Genomic DNA, 18,479 nt, shown 5'->3' with positions numbered 1-18,479 from the left:
GCGGTCACGTTCAGTGGTGAGCCGCCGGTCGTTCAGCAGATAACGTGCAGTGCGTCAGGAGATCGTGTCGGCCACTGCACCATCCAACGCGCAACGCCGCGCCGGTGGTGAATGTTCTAGGCGTCGATCTGCCGACGCAAACTCTCGCCGGCCAACGGCATGTCGCGCAGCCGCTTGCCGGTCGCATCGAATAACGCATTGGCGATCGCGCCCGCGGTCGGACCCATCGATGCTTCTGCCGCGCCGAGAAACGGCGCGCCCGGCCGGTCGATTAAATGCACGTTGACGCTGTGCGGCGCCGCCGAGTACCGCAGAATGGGGTAGCTGCTCCAGTCGAAACTGCGAATTCGCGATGTATCGAACTGCAGCTCCTCGTAAAGTGTCCAGCTCGCCGATTGAATGACGCCGCCTTCGATCTGGTTGCGTATGCCGTCAGGATTCACGATCTGGCCCGAGTCCACGGCCACCTCCGCATGTTCGAGCCTGACCTGGCCGGTCTCGGGCACGACCGACACCTCGACGGCGATCGCGACATACGCCATCAGATTTTTGTACTTCCCGAACGCAAAACCCACGCCGTGATTACGCTTGCGCGGCGGTCTGGGCCAGCCGAATCGACGCACGGCTAGCTCGATCACGTCGCGGGCGCGCGGATCTTGCATATGCTTGAGCCGGAACGCCACCGGATCGGCGCCAGCGGCCGCGGCGAGTTCGTCCATGGTGGCTTCGATCGAGAAGACATTCATGTGCGCGCCCAGCGAACGCATGGCCGACGTGTGCAGCGGCATGGTCGGCGAGAAGTTGTTCATCACATGCATGTTGGGGAATGCGTAGAGCGGAATCGCATTGCGGTCGCCGCCGCCTTCGGGTTGCACCATCGGCACCGACGGCGCCGGCGCGAACGGCTTCTCCAGCATCTGCGCGGGAATGAGCCGCCCCGCGTTGACGATACGTTCATTGTGGGAACTGCTCCACAGCGAATAATTCCAGTCGACGATCGTGCCGCCCGCATCGAGCGACGCGCTGACCTCCGTGACAATTGCAGGCGTGAAGTGATCCCACGTGTGTTCCTGCTCGCGCATCCACTGTACGCGCACGGGTGCGCCGTCCATCTCGCGTGCGATCAACGCCGCGTGCGCGGCCACGTCGTCGGCGCCGTTATGGCCGTAGCAGCCGGACCCCTCGACATGGATGCAGCGAATCTTTTCCTTTGGCATCGACAGCATTTCGGCGAGCCCGTCGCGCAGCGGATACACGCCTTGCGAATGCGTCCAGACTGTCATCGCGCCGTCTTTATAGAGCGCCACCGCGCACGACGGTCCAATTGAGCCGTGCATCATGTAGCGCTTGCTGTACTTCGCGCTCAATGTTTTGGCCGGCGTTCCGGCCGGCGTATGAACGTTGGCGATCTCGATGTGTTCGGTTGAAATCTGCTTCAGGTCACGGTGCACCGTAGACGGATCGGGCAAGCTGCGCCCGGCAGTCCATCTGGAACCCGCCGACAGCGCTCGCTGTGCTTGCACGGCCTGCCATTCACCTTTCGCAACCACGGCGAGCATGCTGCCGTTGCGAACCACCTTGACCACTCCCGGCATCTTCAGAATCTCGGGCGCGTTGGTCTCCAGCAGTTTCGCCTCATAGACGGGCGGCATGACGACGCGTGCGTGCAGCATGCCGGGCATCGTTATGTCCTGGACATAGCTTGGGAGGCCGGTGACCTTCGCGGGAATATCCAGCCGCTGCAGCGAGGTGCCGATGACGTCGAACTTCGCCGGGTCCTTCAGCGGTGAAGTCGGCGTAGCCACCCGATGCAGATCCACAAGACGGACTGCTTCGCCGTACGTCATGGCGCGGCCGTCCGGCGCCTTGATCACTGCGTTGCGGGCGATCAGTTCGCCGCTCTGCACGCCGAAGTGCGTCGCTGCCGCGTCGACCAGCAGGCCGCGCACCTGGGCTGCGGCGTTCAACAGTGCGCTGCCGCTATCGGCAATCGTGTGGCTACCGGCGGTGAGACCTTCGTCCGGCGACGCGCCGGTATCGGCTGTCAGAAACGTGATCAGCGAAGGTGCCATGTCCAGTTCTTCCGCCGAGACCTGCAACAGTGCGGTGCGCACGCCGGTGCCGAGTTCCACCTTGCCTGTATGCACGGTCACCTTGCCCGCCGCGTCGATCCTGATCCAGGCGTCGAGATACGGGTTGGTCTTCAGGCTGCCTGCGAGCGCTTGCGTTGCCTTGCCGATATGTACTGCGGCACCTTCGTCGGCGATCACTTCCTGCGCCATTGCCTTGACGCCCGGCAACATGCTGAAGCTCACCATCAGCGCGCCGGACATCATGAAGCGGCGGCGCGTTTCATCGATCTTTTCGTCGTTGCCGCTCATTGCGCGCCTCCGCGGCTTGCCGTGTGTAACGGTTCGTTCGTGAGCGTGCCGCCGGCGGGCAGATGCGCAACCTCGCGGATCGCGGCGAGAATTCGCAGATGCGTGCCGCAACGGCAAAGGTTGGGCTCCATGTGCTCGAGCATTTCACGCTCGGTCGGCCGCGGGTTGCGATCGAGCAGAGCCTGCGCGCGCATGATCATGCCGGCGATGCAGTAGCCGCACTGCGCCGCCTGATGATCGATGAACGACTTCTGCAACGCTCCAGGGTGCTCGACGGTGCCGAGGCTCTCGATGGTGCGAACCGGCCGCGCACCGATCGACGAAACCGGAGTCAGGCACGAAAACACGGCCTGATCGCCCACGATAACCGTGCAGGCTCCGCATTGTCCGAGCCCGCAGCCGAACTTTGCGCCATGCAGATGCAGGTCGTTACGCAGCGCATACAGCAACGGGGTGGACGGATCGATATCGAGCGAGTGCTGCACGCCATTGACGGTTAGGGTGATCATCGCGCGTCGTTCTCCTTTCTGACTTTAGCTACCGACTCTTCGACGTCGTCCCACGGGCCGCGCTGCGAGTAGGTCGCGCGAATGTACGACGCCAGGTCGGCGACCTGCCTGTTGTTGTAAATCTGTGCGAAGGCGGGCATGTAGTTGAGCGCATCTTCGCCATGCCAGTTGATGCCGCCAAGGATCATCTGGATCGCGTTGCGCGGCGTCGAGGCATTGACGGCCGTGCTGAGCGCGAGACTCGGGCGCTCTCCGATGGATTGCATCGGCGCTTGCGGACCATGGCATTGCGCGCACGACGCAGCGAACAGCACGGCGCCCCTTTGCGCTTCGGCTGGAAGCGACGTGGTGACCACCGGCCTTGCATCGGCGGGCCGCGGCTTCTGGATCGACAGGATGTAGGTGGCGATAGCCTGCACATCCTGCTCCGGCACGGTGGCCAGATCGCGCGTGACGGGCAGCATCGGCCCGGCTGCGGCGCCATGCTCGCTGGCCCGGCCGGTGCGCAGGTAGGTGACCAGTTGCGCCTGCGTCCAGGGCTTGGGTGCAGCACCGAGAGCATTGAGCGCGGGGGCTTCCCATCCGTCCACGATGCCACCGTCGAACGCATGGCCCGACTTTTCTCCGCCGATCAGATTAAGCGGGGAGTGGCACGACGCGCAGTGACCCAGGCCATCGACGAGGAGCTTGCCGCGGTTCCACTGCGCATCTTTGGTTGCGTCCGCCGCTTCGGGGCCGGGGCGCAGGAACAACATGTTCCAGAAAGCGAGCAGAGGCCTGAAGTTCAGCGGAAAGATCAGCTCGTTGGCCGGCGCGTTTGCCTTCACCGGCTCGCGCGTCATCAGATACGCGTAGGCGGCCGAAATGTCTCCGTCCGACATGCGGGTGAAGTGAATATAAGGAAACGCGGGGTAGAGCAGGTGCCCGTCACGGGCGACGCCGTGGCGCATCGCACGCGTGAACGCTTCCAGAGACCAGTTGCCGATACCCGTGTCGACGTCGGGCGTAATGTTCGTCGAGTAGATCGTGCCGAAGGGCGTCGCGAGTGGCAGCCCGCCTGCGAACGGCTGGCCGCCCCTGGCGGTGTGGCAGACGATGCAATCGCCTAGCGCCACCACGCGCGCGCCGGCAAGTTTCGTCTGCGCGTCGAACGATGCAACTGGCGGCGCACCGACGGGCGCGATGGCCGGCTTCCACATCAAGGCCGCGGCGATAGCCAGCACGGCCACGACGGCCCCGCCGGTTCCCCACAGCAATCTGGGTCCTGGAGTCATTCACACGCCCTTTTCAAATGGATTGATTGCAAAACTTCGGATGCCTTATCGTATGCGTTGATGCATACCCTGATAGATGCGCTGTCAGGCTTCTGCAGCACCGGGTCGCACACCGCGGCCGGCGCTGCTACCGAACGGATAGTCGATATAGCCGCTCTCGCCGCCGCCATACCAGCCGGCCGATTTCGGCGCCGCGAGCGGTGTTGCCGTTGCAATCCGCGCGACGAGATCGGGGTTGGAAATGTAGGCGCGGCCGAACGCGACGAGATCGGCGTCGCCAGCGCGGATCAACGCGTCGGCCCGGTCGATGTCAATGCCGCCGTTGACCATCAACGTGCCGTCGAAAACCTTGCGGGTTCGTTCGATAATGCGCGGCAAGTCCGGTGCGCCGCTCCAGCCGTTCGTATCAGCCGCATGCACATACGCGACGCCAAGTTCGTCGAGCATCGCGCCGACGTAGTCGTAGGTGCCGTCGGGGTTCATGTCGCGAACGTTGTTGTAATGCGCGTACGGCGAGATGCGCACGCCGACCTTGTTCAGCGGAACCGCCGTGCCGATTTCCGTCAGTACATCGCGCAGGAAATTGGCCCGCTTTGCAATCGATCCGCCGTAGCGGTCGTCGCGGGTGTTCATTGTGGACGAGAGGAACTGGTGCGGCAAATAACCATTTGCCGCATGTACTTCCACACCGTCGAGTCCTGCGGCGATCGCGTTGATCGCGCCTTGCCTGAACGCATCGATCGCGAATCTGACTTCATGCAGCGACATTGCGCGCGACGGCGTTGCATGAATGCGTGTGTAGTGTCCGTTCTGCAATTGCGCCCACACCTGCAAGCGTTCCAGGTCGTCATTCACGCCGGAGGGCGACAGCGGCACGTCGCCTTCGAGCAGCGTGAATGAACTGACACGCCCGCCGTGCCAGAGCTGCATGAAGATGCGACCGCCGGCGGCATGCACGCGGCTCGTGACCATGCGCCAGCTTTCGATCTGCTCAGCGGTCATGATGCCCGGCGTGAGTTCGAATGCAGCCGATGCGGGACTGACATTCGTCGCTTCGGTAATGATCAGTCCGGCCGACGCGCGCTGCGCATAGTATTGCGCCATCATTTCGTTTGGCAGCCCACGCACGGGTGCGCGCGAACGCGTCATGGGCGCCATGACCACGCGATTAGGCAGACTCAGGCCATTCAGGTCGTAGCTGTTCAGCAGGGACGATTGGGAAGACATGTTCTATTCCTTTTGCACGATCGGGTGTTGCTCAGACGCGGCACTGCACGCAGTAGCGTATTCGCAGTGCCGCGCTTATTCCTGAAATCGCGCTGAATTTTTGTTAAGCCGGTCGGCATGTGCGCTCGACCCGGCGGCAACTCGCATCTCTGCAAGATCGGCTTATGCGTTGCGTGCGGCGTGCGGCCGTCCGATGACGAGGTAATGAATCAATGCGACGACGGGAAACGCCGTGGCTACCGCCGCGACCAGCGGCCAGCCGCCGTGCTGATACAGCGGGCTTGCGAGTGCGGAACCGGAAGCGCCGCCGACGAAGATGCTCGTCATATACAGCGCGTTCAGACGGTTCCTGCTCGCTGCGTGTAACGCGTAGATCTCGCGTTGACCCAACACCATGTTCATCTGCACGGCGAAGTCCAGAATGATTCCCGTCGCGACGAGGCCGAACACGCCCCACGCCGGATGGATCAAGGCCGGCGTATAGGCAAGCGCGCCGACCACGAGTGCGATCAACGTGGCGCGGACTGTGTGCCCGGCGTCGGCAAGGCGTCCTGCAACCGGTGCGGACGTCGCGCCGATTGCGCCGACTAGCGCGAAGATGCCGATCGCCGTTTGCGACAGACCGAAGTGCCGCGTCAACTCGACGGGAATGGCGGTCCAGAACAGGCTGAACGAAGCAAACATCAGCCCTTGGTACAACGAACGGTGACGCAGAACGGGCATGGTGCGCAGCAGATGCGCAAGCGAGCCGATCAACTCGAAGTAGGTGGCCTTATGTTCCGGCTGGCGGCGCGGAATGGTCAGTGCAAGCACGCCCGTCACCAGTGCCATGAGAACGGCGGCGGAGCCGAACACCGCGCGCCAGCCGAAATGACCGGCTATCACGCTGGAGATCGGACGGGACAGCAGGATGCCGAGCAGCAAGCCGCTCATGATCGTGCCGACTACCTTGCCGCGCGATTCGTCCGGCGCAAGATGGGCGGCAAGCGGAATGAGGATCTGCACGGCTACGGAACTGAAGCCGACCAGCAGCGAGATACCGAGGAACCAGCCCGGCTGATGAGCGAACGCGGCAGCACCCAGACTCGCGATGGACACGAGCGCGGTCGTAATCATCAGCTTGCGGTTCTCGAGCAGATCCCCGAGCGGCACGAGAAAGAACAGGCCGAGCGCGTAGCCGATCTGGGTCAACGACACGATCAGACTCGCCGTATTGGAGGACATGTGAATGTCCGGGGCGATCAGCTCGGTGATCGGCTGAGCGTAATAGAGGTTGGCGACGATCGCGCCGCAGCAGAATGCGAACAGCGCGATCAGCGATCGCGTTAGTTTGACGGTACTCGTGCCGGGAGTGGCAACGGATGCCTCGGTTGACATGACAGCTCCTTGAACTGGGGTAACGAAATAGGGAAAGCGAAAATCAGCGCGAGATGTTCATTAGGCGGTTGCCGAGCGATATGCCCAGCTCGGTCATGCGCCTGCCGCGCTCTAATTGCTGGGTCTCCCAACGCTTGAGCGCCGAATCGATCGAGTCGCCGCTTTGCTGTGCCGAGCGCAGCGCGAGCGCCAGCGCGTGTGCATTGGAAGCGGCCTTTGCCGTGCTGCCCGCAGTATGCGGACGCGGCACCGAAGCGGCGTCGCCGAGCAGCAGGGCGCGGCCGAAGACCATCTGCGGAGCGCGCAGATCGACGATGGGCTGCATGAACGGCTCGTCGGTCGCATCGACCAGCGCGCGGAATGTCGAGCCCATCATGAGCCTCGCGTCGTCCCGTAACTGGGCGATGTCCGCACGCTTCGTCGAGCCAGGTGGCAACGAGAACGACCGCGCCACGCCGTCACGGTCCATGAGCAGCGCGTCTAGTTGCGCGCGGCTGTATTTGCGGTACCAGACCCAGTTCCAGCGACGCTCTCCGGCCACCGTCGAATCATCGTCGCCGGGTATCAGGTACGACAGCGCCGAATGGCCGTCGCCATGCTGGAACGAAAAGCGCTCACGCAGCGTGTCGGCCGCGTGAACCGGCAGATCGCGTTCCTGGACGAGTCCACGCCAGGCGACATAACCTGCGTACGCGGGCACCACTTCAGGCAGCAGGCGGCCTCTCACCGTCGAGCGGATACCGTCGGCGCCGATCAGCAGATCCGCCTCTTCATGGCGGCCGCTTTCAAAGAGCGCGATGGTTTGCTCGCCCTGCACGCGATAGTTGACGAAGGCTTCGCCAGCATGCAGATGTTCAGCCGGCAGTGCGTTCTTCATTGCGCGATACAGCAGACTCCACGACGTCTGCATCTGCGGCATGTGCAGCTTCTCGACAATGTCGTCATGCCGGTCTAAATAAATGCGCTCGCCCGAAGCGACGCCGGGCGGGTCGGGCAATTCGACGTCGGCAAAGTGGAGCGCCTCCAGTACGTCGGGCTGCAGCACGACGCCGCCGCCGCGGCTCTCGAGTTCATTCGGCGACGTCTCGAACACGTCCACGTGCCAACCCACCGCGCGCAACGTTGCGGCCGTCAGCAGGCCGCCGAGCGAACCGCCAATGATCACGGCGCGAAGTCCGGAAGCGGAACTCATGCTGCGCTCCTCAGCGCCGCGGATCGCAGCGCATGCGCGAAGACGACGGCTGGCTGTGCGCCGCTCACTGTTTCGCCTTCGATCACGGTGGTCGGCACTGCCTGTATGCCGAGTTTGTCGGCCCGCGCGCGCGCAGCGTCGATCTTCTCTTCGCCTGCGTTCGACAGCAGATACGCGCGCACCGCCTGTTCGTCGAAGGTATGCGCGGCGGCAATTGCAGCAAGCGTGTCGAGCGAGCCGATGTCGCGTCCTTCGAAGAAATAGGCGCGGTAGATGGCCTCGTAGAGCGCCGCTGTCGTGTTCGGTTGGTCGCGGTCCTGGGCGAACTGCATCAGACGATGCGCGAGACGCGTGTTCGGTGTGAGCAACACCCGGCTGTAGTCGAAGTGCGCGCCGGCTGTCAGTCCGGCGGCCGCGACCTGCGCGTCCATTGCCTGCGAATGCGCCCAGCTACCGAACTTCCTGCTGCGATAGGCGCGCCGGTCCATTCCTGCGACCGGCATCGACGGATTCAATTCGAACGGCACATAGCGGATCGAAACCGCGTGAGCCAGGCCCGAATCCGCGAGCGCGGCGGCAAGGTTGCGTTGACCGATCCAGCACCACGGGCAAATGAAGTCGTAATTGACCTCGATATCGACGGTTTGCATGTTGCACCTCTCACGATGTGTAGGAATGCAGCATAGGCGTTGCGCAGTGGTGGCGGAATGGGCCTAAAATGCAATCTCGCGTTGCGCTGGGCGCAATGAAACGTCGATTGGCTCAGATATGGACAAACTCCTCGCTCTCACCACATTGCTCGAAGTCGCCGATGCGGGCGGCTTTTCGAAGGCCGCACAGCGTCTTGGAGTGGCGACCTCGTCGGTTACGCGACTGATGGATTCACTCGAAGCCTCGTTAGGCACTGCTTTACTGACTCGCACGCCGCGCAAGGTGAGCCTGACTGACGCCGGCATTGCTTATGTGGAACAGGTGGGCAAGGTGCTCGACGATCTGGCCGAGGCGGACGAGAGCGTGTTCGACAGCGGCGCCTCGCCGGTGGGGGCGCTGCGCATATCGGTGCCGTCCACCTACAGCCGGTTGCGGCTTGCCCCGCACCTCGCGGCGTTCCTGTGCGCCAATCCTCGCGTGTTTCTCGACGTCGTCGTTGCGGATCACTTCTCCGACCTCGCGCTCGACCGGATCGACGTCGCGATTCGCATCGGTCTGCCCGATCGCGACGCCAACCTGATCGTGCGCAAACTGACGGACAACCCGCGTTATGTCGTAGCGAGCCACGACTACCTGGCCCGTTGCGGCACCCCGCCGACTCCAGACGCGCTCGCCTCGCACGAGTGCCTTCGGATTGCATACGGCGGCGGCTATCGTTCGCGGCAGGTGTGGACCTTCCGGCGCGAGTCGGTTGAAGGGCGCATCGAAGAGCGTGTCGAGGTGCGAGGCCATCTGCTATCCAACAGCCTCGATATCCTTCACGAAGCGGTTCTTGCAGGACGGGGCGTGGCGTTACTGCCGGAATGGCTCGTCGGCGACGAGATTCGTGCGGGACGTTTGATGCGGCTCTTCGAAAACTTCGATGCAAGCCCTCATCAGGGCGACGCAATCGTGTATGCGGCGTACCTGCCGAATCGACGTCATTCGAGCAAGGTGCGTGCGCTCGTGCAGTTTCTCGAAGCCCGCCTTCAGATGGCGCTGGAAGGCTGAGCGCCGACGCGGCAATCAACGGTACTTTTGCAGGCGTTCCTATACGAAGATTCAGTGCGTTTTCTACAGGCTGCATCACAACCGCATCGGTAGAATGGGCCTCTATTTAACCGGCACGCACGCCGGTTTCTGAATCCCTTATCTCGAACCATCCACATGCATCCACTACCTGAATCGCGCTCCATGGGGCATTCGTTGCGCTGGGCCGCAGTAGTGGTTCTGATCGGGGTAGCCGGCGGCGTGGCCGGGCTGGGACTCGCCGCGCTGTTGCATACGGTTCAGCATGTCGCCTACGGCTACAGCGTCGAAACAATCTTCAGCAAGGAGAGCTTTCAACAGGGCGTGACGGCTGCGAGCCGCTCACGGCGAGTGGAAATGCTCGCGCTCTGCGGGCTGGTCGCGGGTGTCGGCTGGTGGGCGGTCTATCGCTGGTGCAAACCGTTGGTGAGCATCGCGCGAGCGGTGAGGAGCGACGATCCGCGCATGCCTGTTTTCGCGACTGTCTGCCACGCATTGCTGCAGATTGTCACCGTCGCGCTGGGCTCGCCGTTGGGACGGGAAGTCGCGCCTCGCGAAATCGGCGCGATGCTGGCGGGCAGACTGATGTCGTTCGCCGGACTCACGGTGGCCGAATCCAGAATCATGGTCGCATGTGGCGCCGGCGCGGGCTTGGCCGCCGTCTACAACGTGCCGGTCGCGGGTGCGGTTTATGTGCTGGAAGGCTTGCTTTTCACTATCGGCTGGCGAGCCGTTGTGCCGGCTGTCGTCACTTCGGCGGTCGCGGGGCTCATTGCGCGAGCCGGTCTCGGCGACTTTCCTCAATACGACGTGCCGCATTATGCGTGCACCGCTTCGTTGATCGTGTGGTCGGCGCTGGCGGGACCGCTTATTGGCCTCGCGGCCTGGCAGTTCACGAAGCTCACCGACCATGCTCGCGCCCGCGCGCCGCGCGATAGCAGACTGGTGCTGCTGTGCGCGGCCAACTTTCTCTGCATCGGGTTGCTCGCCATCAAATTCCCGCTGTTGCTGGGTAACGGCAAGGGACCGGCGCAGGTAGGATTCGACGGTTCGCTCACGCTGCAGTTCGCCGCTGTTCTGCTCGTGCTCCGCGTGCTGATAACGTGGACGAGTCTGCGCGCCGGCGCGGCAGGCGGACTGCTGACGCCCGGCTTGTGCAACGGCGCATTGTTCGCCATCGTGCTGGGCAGTGTCTGGTCGGCGTGGTGGCCTGGTGCGCCGTTGGGCGCGTTCGCTGTGATCGGAGCGGCGGCGTTTCTTGCGACGTCGATGCGCGTTCCGTTGACGGCAATCGCATTGATCTTCGAGTTCACCCGGCCGTCGCCCGAGTTCATGATTCCAGTATTGATCGCAGTCGCCGGATCGGTCGCCATGTCGAGCTACGTTCGCCAGTTCTTCGACCCGGCGCGCCGCCCGGACTTGTCCGCGAAAGCAGAGCGCGCGAACGTGTAGGCCGCTTCCTGTTGAAGTCTGGATTCCGCCTCGCCTTCGATACGTCCGCTTCGATACCTCCGCTTCGTTACTTCAGGCGCAGGTTGTCGGCATCACGCCGACTTATTGCAACGCGGCGTATTGTTGCCCGCTAACGGTCTGTACCGGCCGCCCCGGCTGCAAGCGTGCAACCTGCACATCCAGTTTCTGCCGCAACGAGGTGGTGAGAAATTCAACGAACGTTTTGACCTTCGCATCGACGTACTGGCGCGACGGATAAATAGCGAACACATTCACGTTTTCCAGTGGGTAATCGGGGAAGAGCTGAACGAGCTTGCCTTCCTTGATGTCTTCCGCGACCGAATAAGTCGGCACCGCGCCCACGCCCGCGCCTTCGAGCAATGCGATCCGAAGCGCCTGCATATTGTTGACGATGAAATGCCCGGCCAGCTCCGTACCGACTGCATTGCCGGCCGTGTCCGCTGGCCACTCCGGCGGCGCGTCGAATGAGGAGCTGACTTGCATGAGCGTGTGATTCGCGAGGTCTTTCTCTGCGGCGATGGGATGCCGTGCGAGATATTCGGGCGCGGCCACGAGAATGCGTTCGCACTGCCCGATCAGCTTGCTGATATTGCGAGAGTCCGGCAATGTCGACGCCGATACGATCGACACGTCGAAATCGTCTTCGATCAGATTGGCCATGCGCGGCAGCAGTTTCAGGTCCACGGAGACAGCCGGGAATGCCTCGCGATATTCGACGATCGTCGAGGTCAGTTGTTTTAGCCCAATATCCGGTACGGCGTGAACTCGCAATCTGCCGCGTGGCAGGGTGTGCGCATTGCTCGCTTCCGCCTCGGCCGCGTCGAGATCCGCCAGAATCTTCTTGCAACGGTGGTAGTAGCGTTCGCCGCATTCCGTCAGCGACACGCTGCGTGTCGTTCTTTGCAGGAGCCGCGTGTGCAGATGTTCTTCGAGCGATACCACCGCGCGCGAAATGTTGCCGGTGCTGCAGTCCATGTGTTTTGCCACTGCGCTGAAGTTGCCGGTCTCCGCGACTCGCGAGAACACGCGCATGCTGAAGATTCTGTCCATAACCGCTTCGCCTCCCGATCAGATTGAGCCGGGCATTCAATGTCGCCCGTTGAGAGAACAATACGTTTGGCAGCAGGCGCGCACCATCACCTCAAACGGGTGCCAAGATCATCAATGCATTCAGCCATCTAATCCGGAGGTATAGGTGGGGCCTCGTGCCGCCGGGCGGCAGACACAATTCTGTCCGGGTAATTAAGTAGTTTTTAGATGCGTTTCAGGACATCTGGCCGTAACTCACATAATGTTGGACAGGTCTGAAAGCATTTGCCTCCGCATGCGGGGGCGCAGTCGCGTCGGTCCGGACACGCGTTCGAGTTCGGCGCCCAGTCGATCTTCATCTTGCGAGAAAGGAGTCAAACATGGCTAGCAACACGATCGCCGCATATCTTGCGAGCAGTCTCGCCGCGGCAGGCGTCGAGCGGATTTGGGGCGTGACCGGCGACAGTCTGAATGGGCTGGCCTACAGCCTCGACCAGATTGGCTCGATCCGCTGGATGCACACGCGTCACGAGGAAGCGGCCGCCTTCGCGGCCGGCGCGGACGCGGCTTCGACCGGGCGTCTCGCCGTATGCGCGGGCAGTTGCGGACCGGGCAATCTGCATCTGATCAACGGTTTGTTCGATTGCCATCGCAATCATCAGCCGGTGCTCGCCATTGCGGCGCACATTCCGTCGACGGAAATCGGCACAGGCTACTTCCAGGAGACGCATCCGCAGGAATTGTTCAAGGAATGCAGCCATTACGTCGAGCTGGTGTCGTCCGCGTCCCAGTTTCCGCGTGTGCTGGCGCGCGCAATGCGCACCGCGATCGAGGAACGCGGCGTAGCCGTCATCGTCTTGCCCGGCGATGTCGCGCTGAGCGAAGGGCCGGCGGAAACACCTGCGTGGGTCGACAGTGCACCGGCGCGCATCCTCCCGGCCGAGGCGGATCTGTACCGGCTAGCGCAAATGCTCAATGATTCCGACGCGGTGACGATCATGTGCGGCAGCGGCGTGCAAGGTGCGCACGACGAAGTCGTCGCACTGGCCGACACGCTCGGCGCCCCGGTGGTTCATGCGCTGCGCGGCAAGCAGTTCATCGAATACGACAATCCCTACGATGTCGGCATGACGGGGCTGATCGGCTTCAGTTCGGGCTATCACGCGATGATGTCGTGCGACACGCTATTGTTGCTGGGCTGCGACTTTCCCTATCGTCCGTTCTATCCGGCTGACGCGAAGGTCATCCAGATCGACTGGAAGGGCTCGCAACTCGGACACCGGGCGCCGCTTGCACTCGGACTTGTCGGTACCGTGAAGGAAACCGTGGCCGCCACCTTACCCAGGCTGCAACGTAAAGCGGACCGCGGCTTCCTGGAAAACGCCCGCAAGCACTATGCGTCGGCACGCAAGGGTCTCGACGATCTGGCGACGCCTTCCGGCGCGGGCCGCCCGATCCATCCGCAATACCTGGCGAAGATGATCGACGAGACCGCGAGCGACGACGCCATCTTCACAGCCGACGTCGGCACGCCCACGGTCTGGTCCGCCCGCTATCTGACCATGAACGGCAAGCGCCAGCTGCACGGTTCGTTCAACCACGGGTCCATGGCGAACGCCATGCCGCAGGCGCTGGGCGCGCAGGGCGCAAACCCTGGGCGGCAGGTGGTCTCGCTCTCGGGCGACGGCGGTTTGTCCATGATGCTGGGCGATCTGCTCACCGCCCGCCAGCTCGATCTGCCGATCAAGGTCGTGGTGTTCAACAATAGCCTGCTTGGATTCGTTTCGATGGAACTCAAGGCGAGCGGTTATCTCGACACGAACGTCGATCTGAGCAAGACCGATTTCGCGGCGATCGCGAAGGGCGCCGGCATCTTCAGCATTCGCGTCGAGGAATCGGAGGACGTAGCGGGCGCGTTGCGGCAGGCGTTTGCGCATCCTGGGCCGGCGTTGGTCGACGTCGTCGTCTCCAAACACGAACTCGCCATGCCGCCAACAATCGAGCTCGCGCAGGCAAAGGGCTTCAGTCTGTACATGATGCGCGCGATCCTGAACGGCCGGGGCGACGAGATCGTCGAGCTGGCACGGACCAATCTGCGCTAGCCGTACCCGTGACAGGCGTCACATGAAAGCGGCCGCTACCGGCCGCTTTCTCTTGAACGTCGCATAGACAAAAAGAGTGCATTTGCGCAAATCGCGGCGGTCCGTCTATCGCAAGCTAGACGCGTGAGATGGCCCGCGTACATCTCGACCGGATTCCTGCGGATATCAAGCTTGCCATGGGAATGACCTGCACCGTGACGCTGCAGCCACGAAGCGTGGATTGACCGGGAGAAGGGGCGCCCGCAGGGGCGGTTGAGCGACTATGCAGCCGACGCCGTGCGAATTCGAAAACAGGCCGGCCGAAATGACGCCAAACTCCGGGACAGCGCAATGCATTCGGGCCGTCACGCGGCTGCGAGCGTGCGAATGGGTAGGCAGCGAGCGGGCATTTTCAACCGGTTGGTCTTTTGGAGAAACAATATGAAGCTCAAGTGGGCACTGGTATTCGTGGCGGCATCGACCTTCGGTGCTATGTGTCAATCCGCGAGCGCACAGGTGGCGGGCGCGCAACCCATCGGCATCAGCGTCGAGCAGGCTCAATTGATCATTGAAGGCTGGAGCGCCAAGAAGAGTTTGCTGGGCAAGAGCATCTACAACGACAACGGCGAGAAAGTGGGCGCGCTGCACGACATCATCATCGCGCCTGATAACGCCGCGTCGTTCGCAATCGTCGCGGCGCATCAGTTCCTTGGCGTGTCGGTGCACGATGTCGCGATTCCCATGTCGCAACTGGACTACGTGAACGGCAAGCTGGTGTGGGCGGGCGCGACTCGCGACGCCGTCAAGGCGATGCCTGTCTTCCAGTACACGAAGGTCCGTACTGTGCCGATCGCACGCAAGGACTTCGGCCACCATTGAGGCGTCCTCCCGCCTTGGCATGATGCCCGCAAACCGCCGTGGAATATGGCTTCCACGGCGGTTTGCGGTTCTACGGCGGCAACTCGCCGTGCAACGTTTAAGGAAAAATAAGTATCACCTTTGACGCGGGCTCGCGCATGATGCCATCAGATTTGAAAGGTATTGGTTCCGGTAGATCTGAGTGTCATGTGCCCGGACAGCCGCGCCGGCTGACCGGTGACGGACAGGCTGCCGGTATTCGTTCACGAACGCCCGTTCCAAAAAGTCCTATGTCCATGGTTGTCAGCCTCGTCACGCCTGGTTTTCGCCTGGTAGCGCGTTGATCCGCCGCCATGAAAACTTACCCAAGCGTTCTACTCGCCGCGAACCGCGACACCAGCATCCCCATGGCGCTCGCCGCGCTCATAGCGCTGGTCGTGTTCCTGATCGACGCGCTCACCCCGCTCGATATCGCCATCGCCGTCCTTTACGTGGTGGTGGTGCTGCTCGTCGCGTCGACCAACAATCGAGCGGTCACTGTTGCGACCACCTGGGGCTGCGTGGCGCTCACGCTCCTCGGATTCGTGATGTCGCATGAAGGCGGCTATCTGAACGGTGCGGCCGCGCGCTGCCTCGTGAGCCTGGTCGCGATCGGCACCACGTCGGTCCTCAGTCTGAGGAACCAGGCCGCCGCAACGACGCTACAGGAGCAGATCCAGCTGCTCAACCTGGCTCATGACGCGATCGTCGTTCACGACATGAACGACCGCATCACGTTCTGGAACCACGGCGCGGAAGCCTTGTATGGCTGGACTGCGCAACAGGCGCTCGGCCAGTCGATTCATCAACTGACACAGACCTCTTTTCCGGTTTCGCCCGAAGACATCAAGGACGAACTGCTGCGTACGAATCGCTGGCACGGCGAGCTTCAGCGCGTTCGACGCGACGGCCGCGTGGTCGCCGTTTCGACCCGCGCGGCGCTCTGGCGCGACGCGACCGGCACACCTCGTGCAGTGCTCGCCACGAACAACGACATAACCCGCCGCAAGGAAATGGAGGCTCGGGTTCAGCGTCAGCAGGAAGAGCTGCGCGCCACCATCGACGCGATTCCCGGCATGGTCTGGAGTTCATCCGGCGACGGCACGCTCACGTTCATCAACCGCCGCTGGACCGACATGGGCGTGACGCTGGAAGAGGGCGGGAGCGGCGCGGATGTCTGGTCGGCGATCGTGCATCCGGCCGATTTGCCGCAGATGCAGAGCGCCTGGCGCTCGGCAATCGCAACCGGAGCGTCGTTCGAGAACGTGTCCCGGATCCGCACCGGCACCGGCGCCTACCGGTGGATGCATCTCGGTGCGGAGCCGCTGCGCGACGAAGCCGGCGCGATTTTGCGCTGGTATGGCGTCAATACCGACATCGAAGACCGCAAGCAGGCCGAGCAGGCGCTGGAACGCAGTGAGGCATTCCTCGCCGACACCCAGCGTTTGAGCCGCACAGGCAGTATTGCCACGCATTTTCCCGACGCGTCGATGTGGTGGTCGGACGAGTCCTACCGGATCTTCGAATACAGCCGGGAAGTCGTCCCGTCCTTCGACGCGATCCTCGCACGGACCCATCCCGCCGACGTCGCGACGGTTCGTGGCGCTTTTGAACAGGCGAAAGTCGGCGCGGCACTAGTCGATGTCAAGTACCGCCTTGCAATGCCCGACGGCTCCGTCAAATATGTGCACTACGTTGCTCATTTGACCAGGCCGCAATCTGGCGGCACGGAATATGTCGGTGCACTGATGGATATCACCGAAACCACGCTCGCTCAGGAAGCACTCGCGCGCTCGAGCGCCGAACTTGCCCACGTGACCCGGATCACCATGCTCGGCGAACTCGCGGCGTCGATTGCACACGAAGTCACGCAGCCGATTGCGGCCGTCGTGGCATGCGGCGGCGCAGCGTTGCGGTGGCTGAACAGACCGACGCCCGAACTGGACGAAGCCACGCGATCCGTCACGCAGATTGTCCGGGACGCAAAACGTGCCGGTGAGATCATCCAGCGAATCCGGGCAATGGCTAAAAAGCGCGACAGTGTTCCTGCACCGGTCGCTCTGAACGCCATCGTCACGGAATCCGCGGAATTGATGCGGCGCGAGTTCGAGTGGCATGCAGTCGAAGTGCAATGGGACCTTAACGAGCCGTCACCGGAAGCGTGCTGCGACCGCGTGGAATTGCAGCAGGTCTTGATCAACCTGCTAATGAACAGCGTGCAGGCAATGGCCGACGTGAGCGGCCCGCGAAAGCTTCGTATCGCCACAGGTATGTTCGACCCCGGCCATGCGCTCGTGAGCGTGCAGGACTCGGGTACGGGCATCAGCGAAGACAATGCGGACCGCATGTTCAGCACGTTCTTTACGACGAAGTCCGAAGGCATGGGCATGGGACTGTCGATTTGCCGCTCGATAGTCGAGGCTCACGGCGGCCGTATCTGGGCGGAGTCGCCGGCGACAGGCGGCGCGCTGCTGCAGTTCATCCTGCCGATCGACGATGGGAGATGTCATGAGCAGTAGCAATACGAGCCGGGATCAGCCCGACGGTGCCGCCGCAACGATGGTCTACGTCGTGGACGACGACGAGTCGATGCGCGGCGCCGTCAGCATGTTGCTGCGTTCGGTGGGGCTAGCCGTGCAAACCTTCGCCAGCGCGCAGGAATTCCTTGCCTTCGAGATGCCCGACGTGCCCAGTTGCCTGATTCTCGATGTTCGCCTCAAAGGCCAAAGCGGACTTGCGGTCCAGGAGCAGATCGCGGCGAGCAAACTGGGCTTGCCGATCGTTTTCATGACGGCGCACGGCGACATTGCAATGACCGTGAAGGCTATGAAGGCTGGCGCAATGGATTTCCTGGCGAAGCCGTTTCGCGACCAGGACATGCTCGATGCGGTCACGCACGCGCTCGCGCGCGATCAGGAGCGGCGCGAAGCCAACCGGGTCGTCGACGATCTGCGCCGTTCTTATGAATCGCTGACCGCGCGGGAACGCGAAGTGATGGCGTTCGTCGCCGCCGGGCTGATGAACAAGCAAATAGCGGGCGAGATGAACCTGAGCGAGATCACTGTGAAGATCCATCGCGGGCAAGCCATGCGCAAAATGGGTGCACGTTCGCTTGCGGAGTTCGTCTTGAAGGCCGAAGCACTCGGCGTAAAAGCGCCGCAAAGTACCGCTAGTCCGGCGGCGCGCGGCTCGCGTAACTGAACAGGCAGCGCTTTCGACTTCAACGTCTTCGGAGCGCTGTTTCGCCCCGAAGACGATCCGCGTTATACGCGCGTATAGGTCATATATCCGCTTCGCTTTAGAAAAAAGCGCGGCAATGC

The 18,479-nt window shown here is 62.7% G+C and carries 14 protein-coding genes; 6 read left to right on the top strand and 8 right to left on the bottom strand.

All coding sequences use genetic code 11. The annotated features are described in order from the left end of the window. Positions 1–116: 116 nt before the first annotated feature. From J2W46_RS10190 to J2W46_RS10160, 7 genes are all read right to left on the bottom strand, one after another. A complete protein-coding gene (locus tag J2W46_RS10190) occupies positions 117–2,381 on the bottom strand; it encodes a xanthine dehydrogenase family protein molybdopterin-binding subunit (protein ID WP_310353343.1) in 2,265 nt (754 codons plus the stop codon). Further along, positions 2,378–2,890, bottom strand: coding sequence for a (2Fe-2S)-binding protein (locus J2W46_RS10185; RefSeq protein ID WP_310353341.1), 513 nt, complete (start codon positions 2,888–2,890; stop codon positions 2,378–2,380). The genes J2W46_RS10190 and J2W46_RS10185 overlap by 4 nt, the downstream gene beginning before the upstream one ends. Further along, entirely contained in the window at positions 2,887–4,164 is a 1,278-nt protein-coding gene (locus J2W46_RS10180; protein WP_310353338.1) for a c-type cytochrome, read from the bottom strand. Before J2W46_RS10180 ends, J2W46_RS10185 begins: the two co-directional genes overlap by 4 nt. 84 nt (positions 4,165–4,248) lie before the next feature. Next, on the bottom strand, positions 4,249–5,391 hold the full coding sequence (locus J2W46_RS10175; RefSeq protein WP_310353335.1) for an alkene reductase: 1,143 nt from the start codon (positions 5,389–5,391) through the stop codon (positions 4,249–4,251). A 162-nt stretch (positions 5,392–5,553) separates the two neighbouring features. Then, positions 5,554–6,768 carry an MFS transporter gene (locus J2W46_RS10170; RefSeq protein ID WP_088175340.1) on the bottom strand — a complete coding sequence of 405 codons (1,215 nt, stop codon included), beginning with the start codon at positions 6,766–6,768 and terminating at the stop codon, positions 5,554–5,556. A gap of 43 nt (positions 6,769–6,811) precedes the next feature. Continuing rightward, positions 6,812–7,960, bottom strand: a complete 1,149-nt coding sequence (locus tag J2W46_RS10165; protein ID WP_310353331.1) for an FAD binding domain-containing protein — start codon at positions 7,958–7,960, stop codon at positions 6,812–6,814. Beyond that, the gene (locus J2W46_RS10160; protein ID WP_310353330.1) at positions 7,957–8,610 is read right to left on the bottom strand and encodes a DsbA family oxidoreductase; all 654 of its coding nucleotides are present in this window, start codon (positions 8,608–8,610) and stop codon (positions 7,957–7,959) included. Before J2W46_RS10160 ends, J2W46_RS10165 begins: the two co-directional genes overlap by 4 nt. Positions 8,611–8,728: 118 nt before the next feature. Between J2W46_RS10160 and J2W46_RS10155 the strand changes: the two genes are divergently transcribed. After that, on the top strand, positions 8,729–9,661 hold the full coding sequence (locus J2W46_RS10155) for a LysR family transcriptional regulator (protein ID WP_310353329.1): 933 nt from the start codon (positions 8,729–8,731) through the stop codon (positions 9,659–9,661). Positions 9,662–9,817: 156 nt separating this feature from the next. Beyond that, on the top strand, positions 9,818–11,131 hold the full coding sequence (locus J2W46_RS10150) for a chloride channel protein (RefSeq protein WP_310353328.1): 1,314 nt from the start codon (positions 9,818–9,820) through the stop codon (positions 11,129–11,131). Positions 11,132–11,233: 102 nt separating this feature from the next. Here J2W46_RS10150 and J2W46_RS10145 read toward each other — a convergent pair whose 3' ends face one another. Continuing rightward, positions 11,234–12,202 carry a LysR family transcriptional regulator gene (locus J2W46_RS10145; protein ID WP_310353326.1) on the bottom strand — a complete coding sequence of 323 codons (969 nt, stop codon included), beginning with the start codon at positions 12,200–12,202 and terminating at the stop codon, positions 11,234–11,236. A gap of 359 nt (positions 12,203–12,561) precedes the next feature. On the opposite strand from J2W46_RS10145, the gene poxB reads away from it, so the two are divergent. The 4 genes from poxB (at position 12,562) to J2W46_RS10125 (ending at position 18,360) form a co-directional block, all read left to right on the top strand. After that, positions 12,562–14,283, top strand: a complete 1,722-nt coding sequence (gene poxB / locus J2W46_RS10140; RefSeq protein WP_310353324.1) for a ubiquinone-dependent pyruvate dehydrogenase — start codon at positions 12,562–12,564, stop codon at positions 14,281–14,283. Positions 14,284–14,703: 420 nt separating this feature from the next. Next, positions 14,704–15,141, top strand: a complete 438-nt coding sequence (locus J2W46_RS10135) for a PRC-barrel domain-containing protein (RefSeq protein WP_020068440.1) — start codon at positions 14,704–14,706, stop codon at positions 15,139–15,141. Positions 15,142–15,473: 332 nt separating this feature from the next. Continuing rightward, positions 15,474–17,678 (top strand): PAS domain S-box protein, encoded by a 2,205-nt coding sequence (locus J2W46_RS10130; protein WP_310353322.1) that lies wholly within the window; start codon positions 15,474–15,476, stop codon positions 17,676–17,678. Then, positions 17,668–18,360, top strand: coding sequence for a response regulator transcription factor (locus tag J2W46_RS10125; protein WP_020068442.1), 693 nt, complete (start codon positions 17,668–17,670; stop codon positions 18,358–18,360). Before J2W46_RS10130 ends, J2W46_RS10125 begins: the two co-directional genes overlap by 11 nt. Positions 18,361–18,479: the final 119 nt, after the last annotated feature.

The organism is Paraburkholderia strydomiana (assembly GCF_031456815.1).
GTDB classification, from domain to species: Bacteria; Pseudomonadota; Gammaproteobacteria; order Burkholderiales; family Burkholderiaceae; genus Paraburkholderia; species Paraburkholderia caledonica.
The sequence above is the reverse complement of the archived record's forward strand: the minus strand, read 5'-3'. Positions and strand labels throughout refer to the sequence as shown.